Origin of the sequence: Amycolatopsis sp. NPDC052450, assembly GCF_044547565.1 — a bacterium.
Taxonomy (GTDB): domain Bacteria; phylum Actinomycetota; class Actinomycetes; order Mycobacteriales; family Pseudonocardiaceae; genus Amycolatopsis.
Map to the genome: position 1 here is coordinate 376,798 of NZ_JBIUAQ010000003.1, position 21,497 is coordinate 398,294.

Here is a 21,497-nt window from a genome sequence, read left to right on the forward strand (position 1 = left end):
CACAGTAACACCCTTTCGCGCGGGAAGGCCCCCTTCCCTCGGCTCAGCCGAGGGAAGGGGGCCTTCACGCGCTAGGAGGGGGTCAGGACTTGACGCAGGACAGGCCGTTCGGGCCCGACACGGTCAGGAAGCCGTACCGCTGGATCGTGGCGGCGAGCTGGCCGCCGCACAGCGGGCTGGCGGTCGAAGCCGAGTCACCGTCGTCGAAGCCGACGGCGCGCTTGGCCTGGTCGTAGCTGGGGGTGCGGGAGTCGACGATGTTGTAGACACTGCGCGAACCCAGGAACGCGGTGGTGAACGCCGGGGTGTAGTTGCCGGCGGAACCGGAGACCGGGGAACCGTTGAAGCCCGCTCCGGTCAGCGGGTTGACGGTGAAGCCCGCCCGCTTGTCCGCGACGACCGTGTTGCCCTGCGCGATCCACTGCGCGATGGAGAACGGCGCGATGGCCTTGCCGCGGTCGGCGACGGGGATGGAGTTGCCGTCGTGCTCCTGGAACCGCTTGATGGTGACCGGTTTGGTGGTCGGGTCGAAGCCGAGGACGGTGCCGGTGAAGAAGCTCAGCGTGCCGGAACCGGTCTGCGGCAGGTAAACCGCGATGGGGGAGTTGGCGCCGCCGACCTGGTTCCAGTTGGTGATGGAGCCGTTGTAGATGCCGCGCAGCTGCGCCAGCGTCAGGCTCAGGCCCGCGCCCGAACCGGTGGCCGAGGAGGCCCAGGTGACACCGTCGGTGGCGAAGGCGAAGTACTCGAAGGTGGCGGGGTCGGCCGAGCCGCGGGCCGAGGACGACCGCGCGATGTCGATCTTGCCGTCGCCCGCTTCGGCCGAGGCCTTCAGCGCGGTCTTGCCCTGCGACGAACCGTTCGGGGCGGGGTTGCCGGCGCTGTAGACGACCTCGTCGGCGAACGGGTCGGCCGGGACGGTGAACGTCTGGGTGCCGGACAGCAGCGGCGGCACGTTGACGAAGTTGTCGGGGTCGCTGTTCCAGGCGCCGCCGTTCGCGTTGGCCAGGATCGCACCGGTGATGTCGACGGTGGTGTCCGAGCCCGCCGCGGCGATGACCTCACCGAGGCCGTTGGCCGGGGCGACCGCCGAGGCGGTGCCGGTCAGGGTGAGGCAGGCGCACGCGGCGATCGCGGTGGCGCCGAGAAACCGAGTGGTACGAGCACGCATCTTGTTTGCACTCTTTCTCTAGTCCCCAAGTCGTCACGGGATTCCGTGACTTGCTGCCAATCCTCGCTCCGCAACACTGTCCGGCGGCGGTGCTCCGCGTTCCCGCCCGACGTCCTGGTGGTTAATGTCCGGGTAACGCACTTTCCGTGATCGGCCGTCACCGAGAACGATTCGGTGAATATCCGTCGGAATCACGGCGGTATTTCCGGCGCCAATCGGTTATGGTCTCGATCCCTTCGCCGATGGACGCTTCGGTGGTGGCCGACCGGAATCGGTCGAGGCCGCGTTGCGCCTCGATTCGCCGCCCGTAGGCGTGGCTGGCGATCGCGACGATGCCTTCCTCCGTATGCAGGCGCCAGCGCCAGCGGCCGCCGCTGAGGTGACTGAAATCGCTGGTCAGCGTGGTGATGTTGGCGCTGAGCCAGGTGATGGCGGCGAGGCATTCTTCGGCGCGTGGATAGTCGGCGGGTGCCGAACCCAGCGACACGTTGTTGCCGCCGAGCAGTCGCCATCGGATGGTCCGTTCACCGGTCTGGACCAGCTGGAAACGTGGATTCTTCGTCACTGTTCACCGCTCCGGCGACGAAGTGAACGGTGTGAATTCCCCCTGGGCACATCCGGTGAATCGCCGCGATGTGGTGAAGGGGTTACCGGTTTTCCTTAAGGGGCGACGGCCGCCGGGTGAACGTTTTCCGTTGGCGGTGGCGCGCTAGCCTGAACGGACGCGGGTAATCGGAAAACCATGACCGAGCCGGTTCGCTCCGGCACGGTCCGCGAGGAGGATCGATGGGCAACGGCAAGACGGCGGTCGTCACCGGAGCGGGTTCCGGGCTCGGCAGGGAAATCTCCCGAGCGTTACTCGGCGCCGGCTACCGTGTCGCACTCGCGGGACGGCGCGGGGACGCGCTGGCCGAGACCGCCGGCGGCGACACGAACGCGCTCCCCGTGCCCACCGACGTCGCTGACCCCGATTCCGTCGCCGCGTTGTTCGAGACGGTCCGCGCGGAATGGGGGCGGCTGGATCTCCTGGTGAACAACGCGGGTGTGTCGGTGGGCGGGACCGTCGACGAACTGTCCTTCGCGGACTGGAAACGCGCCGTCGACACCAACCTGACCGGGATGTTCCTGTGCGCGCAGCAGGCCGTGCGGCTGATGAAGGCGCAGGATCCGCGCGGCGGCCGGATCATCAACAACGGCTCGATCTCCGCGCACGCCCCGCGCCCCGCGTCCGTCGCCTACACCGCGACGAAACACGCGGTCACCGGGCTGACGAAGTCGATCTCGCTCGACGGCCGGGCCTGGAACGTCGCTTGTGGACAGATCGACATCGGCAACGCCGCCACCGAGATGACGCTGCGGATGGCGAACGGGATCCCGCAGGCCGACGGCAGCGTGAAGGTCGAGCCGACCTTCGACGCCCGGCACGTCGCGGACGCCGTGCTGTACATGGCCGGGCTGCCGCTGGACGCGAACGTCGGCTTCCTGACCGTCACGGCGACCGCGATGCCGTACATCGGACGGGGTTAGGTTTCCGGCCCGGTTTGCGGACCACGCGAGTCAGGGGATCACCTTCGCCTTCCGGAAGTCGTCGAACAGCCGGAAGAACATCGCCGAAGTCTCGGCGTACTCGTGAAAACCGGCCCGCCGGGCCTTCGAGCCGTCCGCGAACATGTCGTAGTCCCAGCCGAACACGAAGTCCGCGAACGCCCACGACGACGAGACCGCGCTGTAGGGCACCTCGAGGCCGTACTTCGCGGCGATCGACGTCCAGAGTTCCTCCTTGTCCGCCATGACGACGTCGAGCGACATCGGCAGCGGCGGCGCCACCTCCAGGTCGAAGTACCGCGCGATCCGCGGCCAGAGGTCGCTCCACCGGAACAGGTCGCCGTTCGCGATGTTGTACGCCTCGTTCTCCGAGCCGGTGGCCCAGACGGTGGCCTTCGCCAGCAGACCGGCGTCGGTCATCTCCAAAAGACTGTCGTACGCGCCGGGTTTGCCCGGGAAGCGCAGCGGCAGGCCGAGTTCCTTCGAGATCGAGGCGTAGACGGCGATGGCCAGCGCCAGGTTCATCGGGTTGCCCAGCGCGGTGCCGCCGACCACCGACGGCCGGATCGCCGACCACGTCCAGGATTTCCCGGCCTGACGGCGTTCCAGGAAGTCCTGCTGGTCCACATTGAACTCGGGCGGCATATGGCCCGCGTCGTCTTCGCGTGCCGGGGTCTTGAACGGGCCGAGGTGGGCGCCGTAGACCTTGTAGCCCTGCATGAGGCTGACGTGGCGCAGCGTGAGCGCGGCGGGCTCGATCGCGTCGACGAGGTTGGTCAGCATCGCCAGGTTCGGCGCGACCAGTTCGGCCCAGGTCGGCTTGTCGACATAGGCCGCGTAGAACACGTGCGTGACGTCGTCCAGGCCGCCGAGCTTCGCGCGAGTGTCGTCCGCGTCGAGCAGGTCGACGGCGATCTGGCCGGGGCCGCCGCGTCGTGACAGGCCGATGACGCGCCAGCCCGGCAGGGTCTCCAGGTGTTCGATCAGGTTCTTGCCGATGACCCCGTTGGCCCCGGCGACCAGGGCGACCTTGCGTTCTTCGTTCATGTCCTCAACCCTGGACTCACCACGGAGATAAGTCCAAGGCATAGATATCACCACTCCGATAAACTCTCTTCATGACCAGCCTGCGGCAACTCGAGTACCTGGTGACCGTCGTCGACACCGGCTCCTTCACCCGGGCCGCGGAGTTGCTGCACGTGACACAGCCCGCGCTGTCGCATCAGATGCGCGCGTTGGAGAAGGGCGTCGGGGGGCCGTTGCTCGAACGGTTGCCGCGCAGCGTCCGGCTCACCCCGATGGGGCGGGCCATGCTGCCGCACGCCCGCGCCACCCTCGCCGACGCCGAACGCGCGCGGTGCGCGGCCCGGCAGGCGTCCGGGCTGGAAGCCGGGGAATTGCAGATCGCCACGGTCTATTCGGTCGGTCTCGGCGTCCTTCCCGCGGCGTTGCGGGTGTGGCGCAGGGAGCGGCCGGACGTCGACGTCCGCCTGGTGGAGTTCCGGCACGCGGACGAACTCCGGGAGGCGATGGCGGCGGGGGAGGCCGACGTCGCCGTCGGCCCGGTCCCGCCGGGCTGGGACGGACCGGTCCGCGAACTCGGCACCGAGGAGTTCGTCGTGGTCCTGCCGATCGACGGGCCGCGCGAGGACGACGGCTCCGGCGTCGTCGACCTGGCGACCCTCGCCGACTGCGCGTGGGTGCACTACGCGCCGGGCAACGGCCTTGCCGACCTCGTCGACCAGGCGTGTGCCGCGGCGGGATTCCAGCCGAGGGCCGCGGTCCGGACCGAACAGACCGCGGCGGCGCCGGTGCTCGCGGCGGCGGGTCTCGGTCCCGCGCTGGTCCCGGCCAACGTGCTGCCCGAAGGTTTCCCCGGCCGTGTCCTGCGGCCGGAACCGGCGATCCGGCGCACGCTCGCCGCCTACTGCCGCAGCGCGCCCGACCCGTTGACCTCGGCTTTCATCGACGTCGTCGCGGGGGAGTGCACGCTCGGCTCACCGCAGCGAAACGCCTGACAGGTCCACGCCGCCGAACGGCGTCGCCTTCACCTCACCGACCCGGTCCGCCCAGACGGCGTGCCCGTGCCCGGACCACAGCGGCGCGACCGGGAGATCCCGCAGCAACTGGTTCTCCACCAGCCGGTAGACCTCGCCGCTTTCGGCGGAGTCGGTCTCCTCGGCCGATTTGAGCAGGTCGGCGAACCCTTCGCTGGAGTACCCGGTGGCCTTCACGATCTCGGCCAGCGTCTCCTGCGGGCTCGGCGTCATCAGGGCCACGTCGATCGCGAACGGCCCCTCACCGGGCTCTGCGGCGAGCGGGACACCGACGGCCGCGCCGACCTGGTCCGCCAGCGGGCGCAGCCAGCTCGCCTGCGACTGTCCGAAGTGGACGGGCGTGGTCGGGAACTCCGCCTGCGTCAACAGGGACTTCCCGGCTCCGGCGTCGAAGGTGCAGGGGCGGCAGGTGCTGCTGCGTTCACCGGGGGCGACGGCGGGCGGCAGGAGCGACTTCGCCGGGTCCACCTGTTTGCCGAGAGCGCCGGCCTCCAGTGCGGCGCGGTCGATCCCGAGCGCGAAGCCGTGCCGCACCGTCGCGTCGGAGAAATGCTTCGCGGTCAAGGGAAACCCGAGGTAGGCGGCGGTCGGCAGCGCCCACATCACGTGCCGCTGCGCGAAATCCGCGTGCATGGCCTCGTGGCGATCACCGGGGACGAACGTGGAGAGGTCGAGCTTCCCGGCCTTGACCTCGTCGTACTGCGCCGCCGCGTCGCCGGTCTTCAGCTCGATCACGCGCGCCTTGCCCGGCGCGTCCGTGACGCGGATCAGCTTGCCGCCGGACGGCTGCCAGGCGCCGTCCAGCCGGAACGGCCCGTTGCCGACCGGCCGCTGCGCGAACCCCGGCCAATCGCGCGACTTCAGCACCGACGCGGGCAGCGGGACGAGCGCGGGCGACGAGAGCAGCGCCGGGACCTGCCCGGACGGCCGGTCGAGCACGAGCCGGATGGTCAGCGGATCCGGCGCGGCGATCTCCTTGGCCCGCAGCAGGTCCTTGACCACGCGCGACGCCTGCCACCGCTCCGAGCCGATCGCCCGCCAGGTGTCCACATAGGACTGAGCGGTCACCGGCGTGCCGTCGTGGAACTTCCCGCCGTCCTTGAGCTTGACCGTCCAGGTGATCCGGTCGGCGCTGGTGACCGATTCCGCCGCGCGCGGCATCAGCTTTCCCGTCGCGGGGTCGTAATCGGAGAGCGGCGTCCACAGCGCGCCGGCGAGCATGCGTCCGGGCTGGTCGCGGATGTCGGCGGGCAGGAGGGTCGCCGGGGCGGCCAAGCCCACGCGAAGAACGTCCGGTGCGGGCGGTTCGCCGGATTCCGTGCAGCCCGCCGCGGCCAGTGCGGCGGCGAGGAGCGGGGCCAGAAGACGCAAGCGCATGGTCATGTCATAGCAGTCCGGCACCGACCATCGGTGGTTGTGCGGGCAAAGTGGTGATCTTATGGTGAAGGGACCGGCCTGGGAGGTTCCTGTGCGAGGAAACTGGTTGCTCCGTTCGTGCCTGGCGCTCGCCACGGTCACCGCGACCTTGATCGCCACCGGCCTGCCCGCCGCCGCATGCGGCGAAGAGGACAAACCGGCCAGCGAGAAGGTCCGGGTCGCGGGTGCGCCCGGCGCGGTGAAGAACGTCAAGGCCGTCGGCAACGTGCCCGACGCGCAAGGCGCCATCGCGATGGGTTTCCTGCAGTACGGCAAGCGCGACGTCATGGCGGTTTCCGGCGAATTCGGCTTGAAGGTTTACGACCTCACGAAGAATCCCACGGCGCCGAAGCTGATCGGCGAGGTCAGCCTGCCTGGCCTCTGGGAGACCGAAGACACCGAGGTCGACGTCAAGCGCAAGCTCGTCTTCCTCGCGCGGGACCCGCGGGCCTACGGCGGCACCACGCAGACCGGCGAGTCCGGCATCTACATCATCGACCTCAAGAACCCGGACAAACCGGCCATCCTGAGCTACACCAAGGTGCCCGCCGGCCATACGACCAGCTGCGTCGACGACTGCCGCTACCTCTGGACCGGCGGTCCCGCGAAGGCCGCGAACCAGCCCGCCGACTGGGGTGGCCGCCCGATCTGGGTGACCGACATCCGCGATCCGCGCAACCCCAAGACGTTCCCGAACCCGATCGAACTCGCGCGCAACGACGGCAAGACCGACTACGTGCACGACGTCCAGGTCGACGACGAGGGCGTGGCGTGGGTGTCGGGACGAGGCGGCGTCCGCGGTTACTGGACCAACGGCTTCCACCGCGACCCCGTCCAGGGCAAGGTCCGCCGCGCGACGGCGTTCGACCCGGTGCCCTACGCGGGCGGCGGGATCGAGGAGACGGCGGCGCCGTCGAAGTTCATGCACAACAGCTTCCACCCGGCGGGACACCGCTCGGCCGACGGTGCCGACTCGAACCGCTGGCGCGGCCGCGACCTCATCTACGCCACCGAAGAGAGCTTCCTCGACGGCTGCGCCGGTGACGGCGTGCTGACGATCTCGTCGCTGAAGAACTCGTACAACGGCGAGGGCTGGCGTTCGACGCCGGAGAAGCCGTTCCGCCTCGAGTCCGTCGGCACCTGGAGCGTCGCCGGTCAGGAAGGCAGCGACCCGGCGTCGGGCGACTGCTCCGCGCACTACTTCGACATCCGCGGCAAGGTCCTCGTGCAGTCGTTCTACGGGCAGGGCACGCGCTTCCTCGACGTCAGCGACCCGACGGACCCGAAGCAGATCGCCTACTTCCGCCCGGCGGACGCCAGCGCGTGGGCGCCGTACTGGCACAAGGGTTACGTCTATGTCGCCGACAACACTCGCGGAATCGACATCCTGAAGCTCACCGTCTGAGCGAAGATGTCCCCATGCGCACCATGGGGAAGACCTTGGGGAGCCTGGCCGCGATCGTCCTGATCGCGGCCTGTGCCCCGGAACCGCCGCCGAAAATGGTCGTCCAAACCGATACGGCGCCGGTCGCCGAGGACTTCCCGGACATCGGAGAGATCGTCGAGGCACACTGGGTGGAGGAGCGGATGGGCGTCTCCGAAGGCCGGATCGAGGCGCCCGGACCGTCCGACCTCCGGCTGTCCGCGCTGGTGAAGCTCCGGCTCGAAGCCGTGTCGAAGGTGATCAGCGATCTCAAGTGTCACGCCGGGGCCCCGGCGGCGCCGGAACAGCTGAAGGCGCTCCTGCCGTCCGGCGTGAAGTGGCTCTCCTGCGCGCTGCCCACGACCACCAAGTCGCGGACGGCGTTCGTGGTCGACGGCTCCGAACAGGCGTTCCTGACGTCGACGACGATGTGACAGAGCCGTGCGAAGCCGGTGATCAGCGGTCATGGTGGTGACATGATCCGTTTCTAGCTTGGCGCCATGACCACCTTGCTCGGCCGGGCCCCGGTGCCCGTCCCTGGGAAGACCCCGCGGCGAAGCGTCACCGCGCTGTTCGGGATCGCCGTCCTCGTCGCCGGATACACCGGGTTCCGATTGCCGGGGGAGTGGGCGGCGACCCTGCAGGCGGTCTCCCTGACCGACGGCTTCCACCGGCGTTTCCTCGTGGGCACGCTCCTGAAGCCGTTCGGAAACGACTACTCGGTCTTCGCGGTCGCCGGTTACGCCGTCCTCGGCGCGGTGCTGGCGGCCGTGGCGCTCGCCTTCTTTCACAGCCGCACCGAAAGCCGGCGGTCGCTGATCGTCGCCTGGCTCCTGCTGCCGACCGGTGGCTACCTCTTCCATGAGGTCGGCTACCTGGACCAGATGCTGTATCTCCTGCTGTTCGGCGCACTGTGGGCCCTGCATCGTGACAGGCCGGTGCTCGCGAGCGCGGTGATGGCGCTTTCGCCGACGGTGCATGAGATCGCGCTGCTCACCGTGCTGCCGATCTTCGGTTTCGCACTGCTGCGGAAGTTCCCGTTTCGGCGCGCGTGCGCGCTGCTCGCTCCCGGCGCCCTGCTCGGACTGGGGATCCTGGCGCTGCCACCAGCCGCTCCCGGCGCTGTCGAAGGACTCCGGCGGTCACTGTCCACAGCGGACTTTCCCTACCGTGCCGACGCGCTGGACCTGTTCGGACGCACGCAGGCCGAGAGCTGGCGGCTGTACTCGATCACCGCCGTGCTGCTCTATCTGGTGCCGATCGCGGTCGTGGTGATCGGCGGCTTCCTGTTCCTGCACCGTCCGACGCTCGCCGCGGCGGTGCCCGTCGCCGCGATCGGGGCACCGTTGCTGCTCGCGTTCGGCGGCTGGGACGACGCTCGCTGGGGATTCCTGCTGGTCACGAACTTCGTCCTGGTGGTGTGGCACCGGCTCGGTCACCGCGAGCTGAAGCTGTCCCAGGCAGGCGTGCTGACCGCGGTGTTCCTGATCCTCACGCACGTCCCGATGCCGTACTTCGACGGCTACGCGCCACGGTGGCTCACTCTGGTGACTCTCGTGGAAGACACACGGTGAACACGGCGCCGCCGTCGTTGTGCACGGTGATCTCCCCACCGTGAATCAGCGCGTTCTCGCGGGCGATGGACAGCCCCAGTCCGCTGCCTTCGGTCGCCTGCCGCGCGTGATCGCCGCGCACGAACCGGTCGAACAGGATCGGGCGCAACTCCTCGGGAATCCCCGGCCCGGAGTCGGCGACTCGGATGGTCACCGTGCCGGAAAGGCCTTCCAGGGACACCGTGATCGGGGTCCGGCCGTACCGTTCGGCGTTGACCAGCAGGTTGCACACGATGGTGTGGACGCGGCGCGGATCAGCGGACACGGTCGTGTCGCCGGCGCTCGTCACCTGCACGGCAGTTCCCGGCACGCTCACCTCGATCGCGTCCTCGACCAGTGCGGGCAGGTCGACGAGTTCGGGGCGCAGGTCCGCCGAACCCGCGTCGAACCGCGAGATCTCCATCAGATCTTCGACCAGTCGCGCCAGCCGCCGGGCCTGCGCGCCGAGCAGCTCGCTCGCCCGGGTCCGGACCTCGGGGCTGACGTCGTCGAGGGTGTCGACGGTGGCGACCATCGACGCGAGCGGCGTCCGCAGGTCGTGCGCGACATCGGCGACGAAGCGTTGCTGCTGGCGATCTTTGGCGCGCAGCTCCTCGATCGCCGTGCCGACCCGATCGGCCATCGTGTTGAACGACGTGGCGAGGTCGGCGAGCTCGTCGCGACCCTTCACCGGGACGCGCACGTCGAAGGCGCCGCCGCCCAGGTCGCGGGCGGCGGAGGCGACTCGGAGCACCGGCCGCCGGATCCGGCCCGCGGCGAAGACCGCGGCCGCCACGCCGAGGACGGTGACGCCGAGTGCGATCCACCCCAGCTTCCACCGCTGGGCCGCCAGATCCTGGTCGAACGTGGTGAGGTCGAAGAACTGCACGACCCAGTACGCGACGAAGTTCGCGCTCACCACGAGGAGCCGGTGGCCGGTCAGCGGATCGGTCGTGGTCGCCGACAGCAGCTTTTCCGGTCCCGTGGTCCGCAGCAGGACCACGTCCTTCACCGTTTCCAACGCGGCTCGCCTGTCGGGCGGGTTCGCGTTCTCGGCGCCCGTCGTCCAGTCGTGGCTTTGCGATGAGGACTCGACGACTTCGGGCGGTCCTTCGGGAGCCCTGAAGTCGTCGTTCGTCCGTTGGGGGTGACTCGTGACGAGCATCCAGTCCGCCGCCGCTTTGTCCATTCCCTGGGAGAACATCTCCAAGGCTGGTGGCGAGCCAGCCATGAACTGTTCGAGATGGGGCCAGGCCTGCCCGAACATCGCCCCGAACGACGTCTTCGCCGCGGCCGTGAACCGGTCGAACGCGTCGTCCTCCTGGATTTCGGCCGCGCTGAAGGCCATCACGATCGTCGCCGTCGTGGTCACCGCCACGACCGCCGCGGTCACCCTGGCGCGGAGTCCGAACCTCATGCGCTCACCAACCGGTAGCCGAGTCCGCGCACGGTCTTCAGCACCACGGGATCAGCCGGATCGTCCTCGATCTTCGCGCGCAGCCGCGCGACCGCCGCGTCGACGATCCGCGAGTCACCGACGTAGCCGTAGTCCCACACCCGTTTCAGCAGTGTCTGCCTGCTCAGTACCTGGTTGGGATGTTCGGCGAACTCGACGAGCAGCCGGATCTCGGTCGCGGTCAGCGCCAGTTCGACGCCGTCGCGGGTCACGCTCATCGCGGCCGCGTCGATCTCCAGCCGTCCCACCCGCAACCGGCCTGCCGACGGCCCGGGAGCGGTGACGGCACGCCTGCCGATCGCCTTGATCCGCGCGTCGATCACCCGGGGTTCGGCGGGTTTGACCACGTAGTCGTCGGCGCCGCATTCCAGCCCGGCGACGATGTCGATCGGGTCGCCGCGGGCGGTCAGCAGAACCAACGGCAACCGGCTCCGTGCGCGGATCCGGCGGCACACCTCGAAGCCGTCCATCCCGGGCAGCATGACGTCGAGCAGGACGAAATCGAGTTCGAGCCGGTCGGTGAACAGCGCCTCCAGTGCCCGCTCCCCGGTCGGCGCGGCCACGACGTCGTGCCCGAGCACCTTCAGCGCGAGCGTGAGCGCTTCGGCCAGTGCTCCGTCGTCCTCGACGAGCAGGATGCGAGCCATGGTTCCCCCAAGATCGAAAGGCTCACCGATCGTAAGGGCGCTCTGTCGCACTGGCCCGGATCCGGGGCGGAACCGTCGCAGAGCCGTGCCGTCTCGTCACAAACCCTGGTTGACTGTCGTATCCGAGGGGCTTGTTCGGCAACCTCAGTTTTTGAGCTTGGACTGTCTGCGGGCTCACGCCCGGTTCGATCGCCCCACGACCGCGCCCTGGGCCGAAGGCGTCCTTCACCGCATCCGATGCGGTGAAGGACGCCTTCGGCCCATCACAGGCCTCACTCACTCAAGAGGCGAGCAACTCCTGCAGTTCACGGATGGCGGCGTCGAGTTCCGTCGCGAACAGCTCCATCTCGTGCGCCACGTGCTTCGGCGTGCACAGGTACAGATTCAGCGAGTCCGGCAGCAGCACGTACGCGACGCCGATGCACTGCGGGCTGGTCGACCCGAAGCCGAAGTACCGGATGTTCACCGACGGCGCCGAGCTGGTGCTCAGGTAGTCGTTGCGCATCTTCAGCCAGCCCGGCGACGAATACAGCGACGGGGAGTCCTCGACGCCACGCCGTTTCTGGATCAGTTGCAGCTCCCACAGGTGCTGCTCCGGTGCGTCGCCCGCCTGGCATTCCTTCGCCCGCGTGACGTGCTTCGCGGCCGCCGCGCGGAAAGCCGCCTGACGTGTCTGCCGGTCGGCCTGCGGATCGTCCATCACCCGGACGAACCACTGCACCTCGGGCGTCACGACTCGCATCGCTTCGGTGCGCCCGTTCTGGTACTGCCGCGTCGCGATCGACTCGTACGTCGCGCCGGTGATTCCCTTCGCCCGCTTGTGCGCGAGCTGGTACGCCATCTGCGCGAAGGCGTCGGGGGACATCCCCAGCTCCTTCGCCCGCTTCGCGCCGAAGTCGGTGAAGGACACCGTCTTCGTAGCGGTCGCGTCGGCGTACTCGGCGAAGGCGACCGCCGCGGCACGGGCGTCCTCACGCAGCGCGTCACCCAAAACGAACTCGATGACCTCGGACGCCGGGACGCCGTCGGCGGGTGGCCGCTCCAGTCGTGTTCCGCTCAGCAGCGCGTCGGTGAACCCGAGGATCGTGGTCCCGTCCAGTTCGCAGTGCTCGACGTTGATCCCCGCCGTGCCGTCCTCGAACACGATCAGCGACACGGCCTTGTCGAACCAGCGGTTCCCGCTGTCGCCGTGCAGCAGGTTGTCGCACGCCTCCTGCGTGTTCGCCGGCGCGAAGTCCTCCAGACACAGGCAGAACAACGCCGTCTCGATGTCGTCGAGCGCGGCCGCGTTCCCGCCGGCGAGCAGCGCTTCCCTCGTCGCCGCCCACTCCGCCCTCGCCTTGGTGGTGAAATGCCCGGCCGAGGTCTGCGGGTCTTCGACGAAGTTGCCCGACTTGACGATCACCTGCAGCCCCGCGACCAGCTGTTCGGGCGAGTACGGGCGGCCGTCGGGGGCGATGACGTCCATCCGGAACGGGGTGCCGCGGTGGAACACCACGACGTGCCGCGCCCTCGACGGCCCCGGCCAGTCCTCGCGGTACGGCGTGCGCGCGGTGTCCTGCACGGCGCCGGGGATCCGCGTCGCCGAGAACAGGTACTTGTGCTGCACCATCGACTGCGGCTGCCCGCGCAGCAGGATCGGCGGCACCAGTTCCTCGTCCAGCTTCAGCTTGTAGTCCACCGCCGACGCCGCCAGTTCGGCCGCGCGTTCCAGCTGTCCCAGCGGGGATTCGGTGAACAGGAAGAAGAAGTTCGCGTTGAGCGCGATCCGGTCGCGGCGCCCGAGGTAGCGGTACGGCCAGAAGGTGTCGAGCCAGCTGCGGACGCCCTCCCGCTTGTCGAAGGCTTCGAGCGCGCTCTGCAGTTCGTGCGCCGGGCTTCCTTCCGCGAGGAACTCGGCGACGGCGCCTTCGGTCTCCGCGAGCTCGCCGGGGGTGAGCAGCGGCGAGCACCACTCGAGAAACCGGCGGCAGGTGTCCTCCAGGCCGGGGACGGGGACCCTCGGCAGGACCTCCTCGTTGCCGAACGTGCGGGTGGACGGTTCCGGACTGCTCACGATCATCCTTGATCTCGAAGGGGAAGGGCGTTCAGCGCGGAGGCGAGTTCGCCCGCCGCACCGTCCGGGCGTGAGACGAACAGCCGCGCGTACAGCCGGCCGTCGGACTCCAGCCCACGCGGGTCGACACCCGCGACGGACAGATTGTCCAGGATCTGCGTGCGCTCCTCGGCCGAGGCGAACCTTCGCTGCCGGAAGACGCCGTCGGCCCCGGTCGTGTCGTACTCCAGCTCGGCGAGGCTTTCGGCGACCGACGCGTAGGAGAACATCCGCAGCACGAAATGCGCCATCCACGGCCGGTTCTCCCGCGCGATCCGGACGAGGGTCTTCTCGGTGACGTAGCCGACGCAGCCGGTCGAGATGACGATGTCGACTTCGGCCAGCAGCGCGCGCTGCTCCTCTGTCGGGTCTTCGCTCTCCAGATCCGCGTGGATCGCGTCGTCGATGAAGCCCGCGGCGAGCGCGTAGTCCAACGCGGGCGCGGAGGCGTCGAGGCCGATGAAGCGGACCTGGTCGCTCACGGCGAGCTTCTCGACCATCCGCCGATCGCGCGCGATCAGTTCGTCCCGGCTCAGCGCTTCGCCGTCCCGGTAGTGGTCGTACAGCCGCTCCATCGACGTGTCACAGCGGTGCAGCGCCGCGTTGACGCCGTAGGAACAGCCGAGGTCGAGCACCGTCGGGACCTTGACGTCGGTCTCCGCCCGGTATTCGTCGATCAGTTTCGCGAAGTAGGCCTTCGCCTGCTGTGGGATGGAGTAGTCCAGTCTGCGCAAGGTGCCGAAGAACGCACGAGGATCGGGCTCGGTATAGATGTGATCGAAAGAGATCTTGCCGGTCGAATCCAATGGCACGGCCAAGCTCCTGACTTAGTCGAGCAGCTGATCGCCCCGGACCGCCGCGGAAGCGACGTGTTCCGACAGGACCCGGCCGAACAGCTGTCTCGTCCGCTCCGGACTGCCGATGACCCCAGGACGCTCGCTGTACGCGAAGATCGCGGAATGGCGGGCGACTGCCCCTTGAACACTACTCACCCGGTGCAGCGCGAAGCGTCCGCGAAACAGCTGAAGATCGCCGGGACGCAGAGTGAGCCGTCGGATCAGGTGATCCCCTTCGCCCGCCAGCACGGCACGGACGTCGTCGAAGTTCTCCGCCGTTTCGGAGCGGATGTTCGGGCAATATTCGAAGACACCGCCCTCGGCCGCCTCCTGCGTGAGCATGCTGACGGTGTACTCGTTGGTGTCGAAATGCCACGGATGCGAGCGGCCCGGTTCGATCACGTTGAGCACCAGGCCTGCCAAGGGATCGGCGAGTTCGTGCAGTTCGGGGAGTTCGAAGCAGTCGGCGACGAACCGCTGGAACTCGCTGCTCGCGTACAGCTGCTGGATGATCGCGGTCGCCGGGATCCGGTCGCGCGCCACGAAGGCGTTGCCGCGTTCCATGATCGTGCGGCCGGGATGGTCCTCCGGCAAGGGAGTGTCGATGGCGATGTTGTAGGCGTTGACGCGTTCGACCTTCGCGTACGCCTCCGGAGCGATTTCCGCGCCTTCGTGGCGAAGGGCGTCACGCAACTCCGGACGGATGAAGTCGGCCAACACACAGCAGCCCGTTTCCCGTAGTTCGGCGCGTGTTCGGGAAACGATTTCGCGCCATGCCGGGCTTCCCGGTGCGGACAACGGATAGCGGGCGGTGTCGGCCACCTGGACTGCACTCGCGGTCATCGACGTCCTCTCGGCTGGCCCGGAAGTGATTCTCGGGTTTAGCACAGAAAACGCCCACGACCCCCGCGCCTTGTGAGCGGTGCCACACGGAACGTGACGGCCCCCTTGTCCGCGTTCGTACGCGGATAAGGGGGCCGTCATGGAGCTTTCGTCAGCTGGTGACAAGCGGCAGAAGCGGCCGCCGCACCGCTGTCGCGACGCCGTCGGACGCCTGGGCCGCGGCGATCCGCTCCGGCGTCGGCGTGCCGTACTCGGTGGTCCGCTGCCGCAGCGGACGGCCCAGCGGTTCGACCATCGCGCGCATGTCGCTGATCGTCTTGTACGACCCGTTGGCCGCCCCCGCCATCCGGCTGATCGTCTCCTCCATCAGCGTCCCGCCGATGTCGTTGACCCCGCCCTGGAGCACGGCGCGGCTGCCCTCTTCACCGAGTTTCACCCAGGAACTCTGGATGTTGTCGATCGTCCCGTGCAGCAGCAGCCGGGCCAGCGCGTGCACCGCGCGGTTCTCGCGCAGCGTCGTCCCGGCCCTGGCGAGCCCGGCGAGGTAGATCGGAGAACTCTGGTGGATGAACGGCAGCAGCACGAATTCGCTGAACCCGCGCCGCCCGTTGCGCTCCAGGCCTTCCCGCTGCAGTTTCGCCAGCAGCTTCAGATGCCCGACCCAGTGCGCCGGGGTGTCGACGTGGCCGTACATCATCGTCGACGTCGTGGTGATGCCGAGTTTGTGCGCGGTGGTGACGACGTTGATCCATTCCGACGTCGGCAGCTTGCCCTTCGTCAGCACCCAGCGGACGTCGTCGTCGAGGATCTCCGCGGCCGTGCCCGGCAGCGAGTCGACGCCGGCTTCCTTCGCGCGCGCCAGCCAGTCCTCGATCGAGAGGTTGGTCCGCGAAGCGCCGTTGACGACCTCCATCGGTGAGTACGAGTGCAGGTGGATGTCCGGCTGACGGCGTTTCACCTCGGCCGCGAGGTCGAAGTACGCGGTCCCCGGCAGATCCGGGTGGATGCCGCCCTGCATGCAGATCTCGGTCGCGCCCGCGGCCCACGCCTCGTCGACCCGGTCGCCGACCTGCTCCAGCGAAAGCGTGTACGCGTCGGCGTCGGTGCGCCGCTGGGCGAAGGCGCAGAACCGGCAGCCGGTGTAGCAGACGTTGGTGAAGTTGATGTTCCGCGTGACGACGAAGGTGACGTCGTCGCCGTTCACCTCTCGCCGCAGGTCGTCGGCGATCTTGGTGAAGGCGTCGAGCTCCGGGCCGTCGGCGTGCAGCAGCGCCAGCGCCTCGTCGTCCGACAGTCCGGAGGGGTTCTTTTCCGCGCTGCGCAAGGCATCCCGGACGTCGAGGTCGAACCGCTGCGGCGCGGTCTTGATGTTGCCCTTGATCTCGGCCCAGTCGCCGTAGACCGAGTCGAAGTCGCTGCGCCGGTCTTCCGTGCGCCCGATCGTGTCGACCTCGACGTGCAGATCGGTGCGCCCGGCTTCCTTCCAGCCGCCGTCCGGCTCCTGCCACGGGATGCCCACCGGGATGGCCTCTTCGATCGCGAGCCCGGTCTCGGCGTCGGTCAGCGGCGCGAGATGCGCGTTCATCCGCGGGTCGAGCCACGGTTCGCCGGTCTTGACGTACTCCGGGTAGATCGGGAGCCGCTCGCGCACGGTGAAGCCGAGTGCCTCGGTGCGGCGTTTGAGCTCGTCGATCTGCGGCCACGCGCGTTCGGGGTTCACGTGGTCGGGGGTGAGCGGGGAGACGCCGCCCCAGTCGTCGATCCCGGCGTTCAGCATCAGTTCGTACTGCTGGCCGATCAGGTTCGGCGGCGCCTGGATGCGCATCTTCGGGCCGAGCACGAGCCGCGCGACGGCGATGGTCGCGGCGAGTTCCTCGAGATCGGCGTCCGGGGTCGCGCGCATCTTGGTGTCCGGCTTCGCACGGAAGTTCTGGACGATCACTTCCTGGATGCCGCCGTAGGTCTTCGCGACCTTGCGGATCGCGAACAGCGAATCGGCGCGTTCCTCGAAGTTCTCGCCGATGCCGATCAGGATGCCCGTGGTGAACGGCACCGAACTGCGGCCGGCGTCCTCCAGCACCCGCAGGCGCACGTCGGGGTCCTTGTCGGGCGAGCCGTAGTGCGGGCCGCCCTTCTCGGTGTACAGCCGCTTCGCCGTCGTCTCCAGCATCATGCCCATCGACGCCGAAACCGGCTTCAGCCGCTGGAAGTCCTGCCAGGTCAGCACACCGGGATTGAGGTGCGGCAGGACGCCGGTCTCCTCCAGCACCCGGATCGCCATCGCCCGGACGTAGGACAGCGTGTCGTCGTAGCCGTGCGCGTCGAGCCAGTCCTTCGCCGCCTTCCAGCGGTCCTCCGGACGGTCGCCGAGGGTGAACAGCGCTTCCTTGACCCCCATCGCGGCACCCTTGCGGGCGATGTCGAGGACCTCGTCAGGGGAGAGGAACGGCGACTCGACCCGGCCGGGGACGGTCGCGAAGGTGCAGTAACCACACCGGTCCCGGCACAACCGGGTCAGCGGGATGAACACCGAACGGCTGTAGGTGACCACGCCGGGGCGGCCCGCCGCGACGAGTCCGGCGTCACGGATCCGGGAGGCGTGCCCGGACAGCGTCTTGAGGTCGTCGCCGCGCGCCTGGAGCAGGATCGAGGCCTCGGTGAGGTCGAGGGTCTTCCCGTCGCGCGCCCTGGCGAGCGCCCGGCGCATCGCCGAGGTGGTGGGGGCGTTCGCGTCAGCAGGGGATGCCATTCCCGCACGCTATGGCCGGACTCGCTCCACCTGCCAGTGTGCATCCCGCCACCGCGTCACCCACGTGGGTGTGGTCACTGTTCCCGCTGGTCAGAGCATGATCTCGGTTGCCGATCAGGGGATGCGAGTGTATTACCTAAAGTGTGGCTTCGGTGATCGGCAAGAAGGTCGGCGGGCGGACGTACTACTACCTCGTCACCTCCGCGCGGGTCGACGGCGAGCCCAGGGTCGTGTCGCAGCGCTACCTCGGCACGGCCGAGGAGATCGGGCGCGCGATGGACGGCGACGTCTCCGCCCCCGGCGAAGCGCGTCACCGGACCTTCGGCGACGTCGCGGCGGTGTGGGCCACTCTGCGACGGCTCGACTTCGTGCGCCGGGTCGACGAAGCCGTCGGAGCCCAGCGCGCCGCGACCACACTGGGGACGCATCTCGCGCTCGCCGTCCTGCACCGGGCGACAGCGCCGGACACGGACCTCGACACCTGGTGGGAGGACGGTGTCGCGCGCGAATTCCTCCAAGCGGACCTGCCGAATCATCGCCGCGCGCTGCAACGGCTCACCCCGGAGCGGATCGCGCGGATCGAGACCACGGTCGCCGAAGCGGTGCTCGCCTGGCTGGGGACGGGGAACGCCGCGCTCGCCGTCGACGTGCCGCAGTTCGCCACCTTCACCACCGCCGAGCCCTGCCGCTGCGAACTCGCCGGCCTCGGCCTCGTGGTGACCAAGGACGGCGCGATCCCGCTGGCGTCGCACGTGTATCCGAGGGCAGGGGCGCCGCCGTTCGCCGCGCTCGCCGAGGATCTCCGCTCGCTGTACCCCGTCACGCTGATCTTCACCGCCGGCCAGGCCGCGCAACTGGACCTCGGACGGCATTTCGTCGGCGCGCTCCCGCTCTCGGAGCATCCGGAGCTGCTGGCGAAACCGCCGTCCGCGCGCAAGCCTGTCGATCCGGAGCGCTTCGCCGGGCTGACCGCTCTCGACACTAGAGCCGTGGTCGCGGGCGTCCGGCGGCGCGTGATCCTGACCCATTCGGAGACCCTGCACAACGCGCAGGCCCGCGCGTTCGGCGAGGAACTGAGCACCGCGACGCGCGAACTCGCCGGCCTCGACGCCGCACTGGCCGCGGGCACGTACCGCGGCGACCGGAGCCAGGTGAACGCCGAAATCGCGCGGATCACCCGCGGCCGCCGCGTCGAACGGGTGCTCTCCCCGTCCTTGACGGGGACGAAGCCGGGGGAGATCCGGCTGACCTGGAAGGTCGACGACGCCGCCGTGTCGCGGCTGCACGACGAGTTCTTCGGCAAACAGGTGCTGGTCACCGACCACGACTGGCCGGTGTCCGAGGTCGTCACCGCGTATCGGGCCCGGACCCATCTCGACTCGACGTTCCGCTGGCTGACCGGCCCCGCCGTCACCGCCCCGGCCCCGCGCTGGGACTGGACCCCGCACCGGATCGCGGTGCACACGCTGGTCACGGTGCTCGCGTCCACGGTCACGCACCTCATGCGGCGCGAGGCCGACCGCGCCGGGATGAACCTGTCGGTCCGCGAGCTGATGGACAGTCTCGCGGGGATAGGGGAGATGGTGCTGCGCTACCCGTCCACCGGCGGCCGCCCGCGGACCCGGCGCCTGCTGACCGAGCGGAGCCCGGAACAGCAGGCGCTCTTCGACCTCTTCGGGCTCAGCTCTCCCGATGGATATGCAGCGCGGAGAAGCTCTGCACCACCGGCATCAACTCGATGACGTTGATGTTCACGTGCTCCGGCTGCGAAGCCGCCCAGAAGACGGACTCGGCCACATCGGCGGCCGTCAGCGGCGTCGTGCCCTTGTAGACGTTGTCGGCCTTGCTCTGGTCGCCCTCGAACCGGACGACGGAGAACTCCGTCCCGCCGACCAATCCGGGCTCGACATTGGTCACCCGCACGCCGGTGCCCTGCAGGTCCGCGCGCAGGTTGAGGCTGAACTGGTGCACGAACGCCTTGGTCGCCCCGTAGGCGTTGCCACCGGGGTACGGGTAGGAGCCCGCCACCGAACCGATGTTGATCACGTGCCCGCGGCCGCGCTCGACCATCCCGGGCAGTAACGCGCGGGTGAGGTGCGCGAGCCCCTTGATGTTCGTGTCGATCATCTGGTCCCAGTCGTCGAGCTTCGCGCGGTGTGCGGGCTCGAGGCCCTTCGCGAGGCCGGCGTTGTTGACCAGCAGGTCGACCTGGGCGAACTCGGCGGGCAGCGTGCCGGGAAGCGCGGCCACCGCGTCGGCGTCCCGGACGTCGAGCTCGAAGGGGAGGACGTTCTCGCCCAGCTCGCCGGCCAGCTTGTCGAGCCGGTCCTTACTACGCGCGGCCGCGACGACCTTGGCGCCGTCGGCGGCGAACCGGCGGACGATCTCGACGCCGAACCCGGCGCTGGCACCGGTCACGAAAACGGTCTTCTGGGAGCTGGAGGGCATCACGCGGTCTCTTTCAGGAACTGGGCGAACACGGTGTTGAACTCGGCCTCGCGCTCCAGGTTAGGCATGTGGGCGGCGCCTTCGATCACCGCCAGGGTGGAGCCGGGGATGAGGTCGTGCATGAGCTCGGCGTCCGAGACCGGCGTGAACTCGTCCTCGGTCCCGACCACGACGAGGCTCGGCACCCGCACCTGGGTGAGGCTGTCCCGGTAGTCCGGGCGCTCGGCCCTGCCCCTGAGCGCGGCCGCCGCTCCTTCCTTGGGCGTCGTGCGCATCATCCCCAGGACGTGCGCCGCCACGTCCGGCATCGTGCGGACGTTCTCCGGGGAGACCATCTTCGTCAGGACCTCCTCCGCATAGGGGTCGAGCCCCTCGGCGAGCACCCGGTCCGCCATCTCGTTGCGGACGCGCCGGCCTTCCTCTGTCTCTTCTTGAGGAGAGGTGTCGGCGAGCAGGAGCCCGGCGACGCGGTCGGGGTAGGTGCGGTGGAACTCCATGACGATCTGCCCGCCCATGGAGAGGCCGCCGAGCACGAAGCGCCCGAGACCGAGGTGATCCGCGAGGCGCACGATGTCGGCGGCGAAGACGTCGAGACCGGTCTTGCCCGGGACGACCGTGGTCTCGCCGTACCCGCGGAGGTCCGCCGTGATGACCCGGTAGCCCTCCCGGCTGAAGCGCTCGGCCTGGGGACGCCACATCGAACGATTGAAGGGGTGGCCGTGGACGAGGACGACGGGCAACCCGCTGCCGAGGTCGTCGTAGGCGACGGAGATGCCGTCGAGTTCCGCAGTGCTCATGAGCCCGACGCTAATCGGAGCAATCCAAGAGTTCAATACGGTGCAATGTACTCGGAGCAATGTTTCTTCGCCGGTGTTCACCTGGGTGCCCCGAGGTCGATCACCGGGTGATCGACCGGCACGGGCCCATTTCCTGCCTCTGACCTGCGTAAATGTCGTTAAGGTACCCCCCTGTTTTGAGGGGTTTCCGGCCATGTAAAGTTCTCCAAGTCGCCAGGGAAACCGGGTGGCCGCGGGACACGAACCAAGCTCTCACCTCTAGGTGATTGAGTGGGTGTCTCACCAAAAACTGCTAGGAATGACTGCTTCGGATAAGGCCGCGTGACTGTGGTGCGATTCGGGGTGTGTTGCTTGAGAACTCAACAGTGTGCTAGTGAACTAAGCCAGTAGAGCTTATGTATTTGAACCTCGTTTGAGGTTCC

The 21,497-nt window shown here is 68.8% G+C and carries 18 protein-coding genes; 6 read left to right on the forward strand and 12 right to left on the reverse strand.

Annotated features, from left to right (window positions below; all coding sequences use genetic code 11):
* Positions 1-82: 82 nt before the first annotated feature.
* Both ACIHAO_RS09020 and ACIHAO_RS09025 read right to left on the reverse strand, forming a co-directional pair.
* The gene (locus ACIHAO_RS09020; protein ID WP_396556006.1) at positions 83-1,171 is read right to left on the reverse strand and encodes a substrate-binding domain-containing protein; all 1,089 of its coding nucleotides are present in this window, start codon (positions 1,169-1,171) and stop codon (positions 83-85) included.
* Positions 1,172-1,328: 157 nt separating this feature from the next.
* Positions 1,329-1,736 carry a DUF1508 domain-containing protein gene (locus ACIHAO_RS09025; RefSeq protein ID WP_396556008.1) on the reverse strand — a complete coding sequence of 136 codons (408 nt, stop codon included), beginning with the start codon at positions 1,734-1,736 and terminating at the stop codon, positions 1,329-1,331.
* Positions 1,737-1,957: 221 nt separating this feature from the next.
* Between ACIHAO_RS09025 and ACIHAO_RS09030 the strand changes: the two genes are divergently transcribed.
* Complete coding sequence (locus ACIHAO_RS09030; protein ID WP_396556010.1) at positions 1,958-2,698, forward strand: SDR family oxidoreductase; 741 nt, start codon at positions 1,958-1,960, stop codon at positions 2,696-2,698.
* A 30-nt stretch (positions 2,699-2,728) separates the two neighbouring features.
* Here the strand turns inward: ACIHAO_RS09030 and ACIHAO_RS09035 are convergent, their stop codons facing one another.
* Positions 2,729-3,763 carry an SDR family oxidoreductase gene (locus ACIHAO_RS09035; RefSeq protein WP_396556012.1) on the reverse strand — a complete coding sequence of 345 codons (1,035 nt, stop codon included), beginning with the start codon at positions 3,761-3,763 and terminating at the stop codon, positions 2,729-2,731.
* A 71-nt stretch (positions 3,764-3,834) separates the two neighbouring features.
* On the opposite strand from ACIHAO_RS09035, the gene ACIHAO_RS09040 reads away from it, so the two are divergent.
* Positions 3,835-4,734: a LysR family transcriptional regulator gene (locus tag ACIHAO_RS09040; RefSeq protein WP_396556014.1), complete on the forward strand. Its 900-nt coding sequence runs from the start codon at positions 3,835-3,837 to the stop codon at positions 4,732-4,734.
* On the opposite strand, the gene ACIHAO_RS09045 is transcribed toward ACIHAO_RS09040, so the two are convergent.
* On the reverse strand, positions 4,714-6,156 hold the full coding sequence (locus ACIHAO_RS09045; RefSeq protein WP_396556016.1) for an ABC transporter substrate-binding protein: 1,443 nt from the start codon (positions 6,154-6,156) through the stop codon (positions 4,714-4,716). The genes ACIHAO_RS09040 and ACIHAO_RS09045 overlap by 21 nt on opposite strands.
* 100 nt (positions 6,157-6,256) lie before the next feature.
* Here ACIHAO_RS09045 and ACIHAO_RS09050 point away from each other — a divergent pair, with 100 nt between their 5' ends.
* The 3 genes from ACIHAO_RS09050 (at position 6,257) to ACIHAO_RS09060 (ending at position 9,186) form a co-directional block, all read left to right on the forward strand.
* Positions 6,257-7,594: an LVIVD repeat-containing protein gene (locus ACIHAO_RS09050; protein WP_396556018.1), complete on the forward strand. Its 1,338-nt coding sequence runs from the start codon at positions 6,257-6,259 to the stop codon at positions 7,592-7,594.
* Positions 7,595-7,608: 14 nt separating this feature from the next.
* Positions 7,609-8,046: a hypothetical protein gene (locus ACIHAO_RS09055; protein ID WP_396556020.1), complete on the forward strand. Its 438-nt coding sequence runs from the start codon at positions 7,609-7,611 to the stop codon at positions 8,044-8,046.
* 66 nt (positions 8,047-8,112) lie between these two features.
* The gene (locus ACIHAO_RS09060) at positions 8,113-9,186 is read left to right on the forward strand and encodes a hypothetical protein (protein ID WP_396556022.1); all 1,074 of its coding nucleotides are present in this window, start codon (positions 8,113-8,115) and stop codon (positions 9,184-9,186) included.
* On the opposite strand, the gene ACIHAO_RS09065 is transcribed toward ACIHAO_RS09060, so the two are convergent.
* The 6 genes from ACIHAO_RS09065 to ACIHAO_RS09090 form a co-directional block, all read right to left on the reverse strand.
* Entirely contained in the window at positions 9,152-10,621 is a 1,470-nt protein-coding gene (locus ACIHAO_RS09065) for a sensor histidine kinase (RefSeq protein ID WP_396556024.1), read from the reverse strand. The genes ACIHAO_RS09060 and ACIHAO_RS09065 overlap by 35 nt on opposite strands.
* The gene (locus ACIHAO_RS09070) at positions 10,618-11,307 is read right to left on the reverse strand and encodes a winged helix-turn-helix domain-containing protein (protein ID WP_396556026.1); all 690 of its coding nucleotides are present in this window, start codon (positions 11,305-11,307) and stop codon (positions 10,618-10,620) included. Before ACIHAO_RS09070 ends, ACIHAO_RS09065 begins: the two co-directional genes overlap by 4 nt.
* 280 nt (positions 11,308-11,587) lie before the next feature.
* Positions 11,588-13,369, reverse strand: coding sequence for a choline/carnitine O-acyltransferase (locus ACIHAO_RS09075; protein ID WP_396556028.1), 1,782 nt, complete (start codon positions 13,367-13,369; stop codon positions 11,588-11,590).
* Positions 13,366-14,208: a class I SAM-dependent methyltransferase gene (locus ACIHAO_RS09080; protein ID WP_396556066.1), complete on the reverse strand. Its 843-nt coding sequence runs from the start codon at positions 14,206-14,208 to the stop codon at positions 13,366-13,368. Before ACIHAO_RS09080 ends, ACIHAO_RS09075 begins: the two co-directional genes overlap by 4 nt.
* Positions 14,209-14,229: 21 nt before the next feature.
* Positions 14,230-15,081, reverse strand: coding sequence for an arpA protein (locus ACIHAO_RS09085; RefSeq protein WP_396556030.1), 852 nt, complete (start codon positions 15,079-15,081; stop codon positions 14,230-14,232).
* Between the two features lie 151 nt (positions 15,082-15,232).
* Positions 15,233-17,830, reverse strand: a complete 2,598-nt coding sequence (locus tag ACIHAO_RS09090; RefSeq protein ID WP_396556032.1) for a bifunctional FO biosynthesis protein CofGH — start codon at positions 17,828-17,830, stop codon at positions 15,233-15,235.
* Positions 17,831-17,973: 143 nt separating this feature from the next.
* Between ACIHAO_RS09090 and ACIHAO_RS09095 the strand changes: the two genes are divergently transcribed.
* Positions 17,974-19,572, forward strand: coding sequence for a transposase (locus ACIHAO_RS09095; RefSeq protein WP_396556034.1), 1,599 nt, complete (start codon positions 17,974-17,976; stop codon positions 19,570-19,572).
* On the opposite strand, the gene ACIHAO_RS09100 is transcribed toward ACIHAO_RS09095, so the two are convergent.
* Positions 19,511-20,278 carry an SDR family oxidoreductase gene (locus tag ACIHAO_RS09100; protein ID WP_396556036.1) on the reverse strand — a complete coding sequence of 256 codons (768 nt, stop codon included), beginning with the start codon at positions 20,276-20,278 and terminating at the stop codon, positions 19,511-19,513. The two genes, ACIHAO_RS09095 and ACIHAO_RS09100, sit on opposite strands and share 62 nt — an antisense overlap.
* A complete protein-coding gene (locus tag ACIHAO_RS09105) occupies positions 20,278-21,075 on the reverse strand; it encodes an alpha/beta fold hydrolase (RefSeq protein ID WP_396556038.1) in 798 nt (265 codons plus the stop codon). Before ACIHAO_RS09105 ends, ACIHAO_RS09100 begins: the two co-directional genes overlap by 1 nt.
* Positions 21,076-21,497 lie beyond the last annotated feature (422 nt).

What these genes read in the sequence shown, in the direction of transcription:
- ACIHAO_RS09070 (WP_396556026.1), bottom strand. Translation starts at nt 11,307, where the DNA reads ATGGCTCGCATCCTGCTCGTCGAGGACGACGGAGCACTGGCCGAAGCG.
- ACIHAO_RS09055 (WP_396556020.1), top strand. Translation starts at nt 7,609, where the DNA reads ATGCGCACCATGGGGAAGACCTTGGGGAGCCTGGCCGCGATCGTCCTG.
- ACIHAO_RS09040 (WP_396556014.1), top strand. Translation starts at nt 3,835, where the DNA reads ATGACCAGCCTGCGGCAACTCGAGTACCTGGTGACCGTCGTCGACACC.
- ACIHAO_RS09090 (WP_396556032.1), bottom strand. Translation starts at nt 17,830, where the DNA reads ATGGCATCCCCTGCTGACGCGAACGCCCCCACCACCTCGGCGATGCGC.
- ACIHAO_RS09035 (WP_396556012.1), bottom strand. Translation starts at nt 3,763, where the DNA reads ATGAACGAAGAACGCAAGGTCGCCCTGGTCGCCGGGGCCAACGGGGTC.
- ACIHAO_RS09030 (WP_396556010.1), top strand. Translation starts at nt 1,958, where the DNA reads ATGGGCAACGGCAAGACGGCGGTCGTCACCGGAGCGGGTTCCGGGCTC.
- ACIHAO_RS09075 (WP_396556028.1), bottom strand. Translation starts at nt 13,369, where the DNA reads ATGATCGTGAGCAGTCCGGAACCGTCCACCCGCACGTTCGGCAACGAG.
- ACIHAO_RS09060 (WP_396556022.1), top strand. Translation starts at nt 8,113, where the DNA reads ATGACCACCTTGCTCGGCCGGGCCCCGGTGCCCGTCCCTGGGAAGACC.
- ACIHAO_RS09020 (WP_396556006.1), bottom strand. Translation starts at nt 1,171, where the DNA reads ATGCGTGCTCGTACCACTCGGTTTCTCGGCGCCACCGCGATCGCCGCG.
- ACIHAO_RS09045 (WP_396556016.1), bottom strand. Translation starts at nt 6,156, where the DNA reads ATGACCATGCGCTTGCGTCTTCTGGCCCCGCTCCTCGCCGCCGCACTG.
- ACIHAO_RS09085 (WP_396556030.1), bottom strand. Translation starts at nt 15,081, where the DNA reads ATGACCGCGAGTGCAGTCCAGGTGGCCGACACCGCCCGCTATCCGTTG.
- ACIHAO_RS09100 (WP_396556036.1), bottom strand. Translation starts at nt 20,278, where the DNA reads ATGCCCTCCAGCTCCCAGAAGACCGTTTTCGTGACCGGTGCCAGCGCC.
- ACIHAO_RS09105 (WP_396556038.1), bottom strand. Translation starts at nt 21,075, where the DNA reads ATGAGCACTGCGGAACTCGACGGCATCTCCGTCGCCTACGACGACCTC.
- ACIHAO_RS09065 (WP_396556024.1), bottom strand. Translation starts at nt 10,621, where the DNA reads ATGAGGTTCGGACTCCGCGCCAGGGTGACCGCGGCGGTCGTGGCGGTG.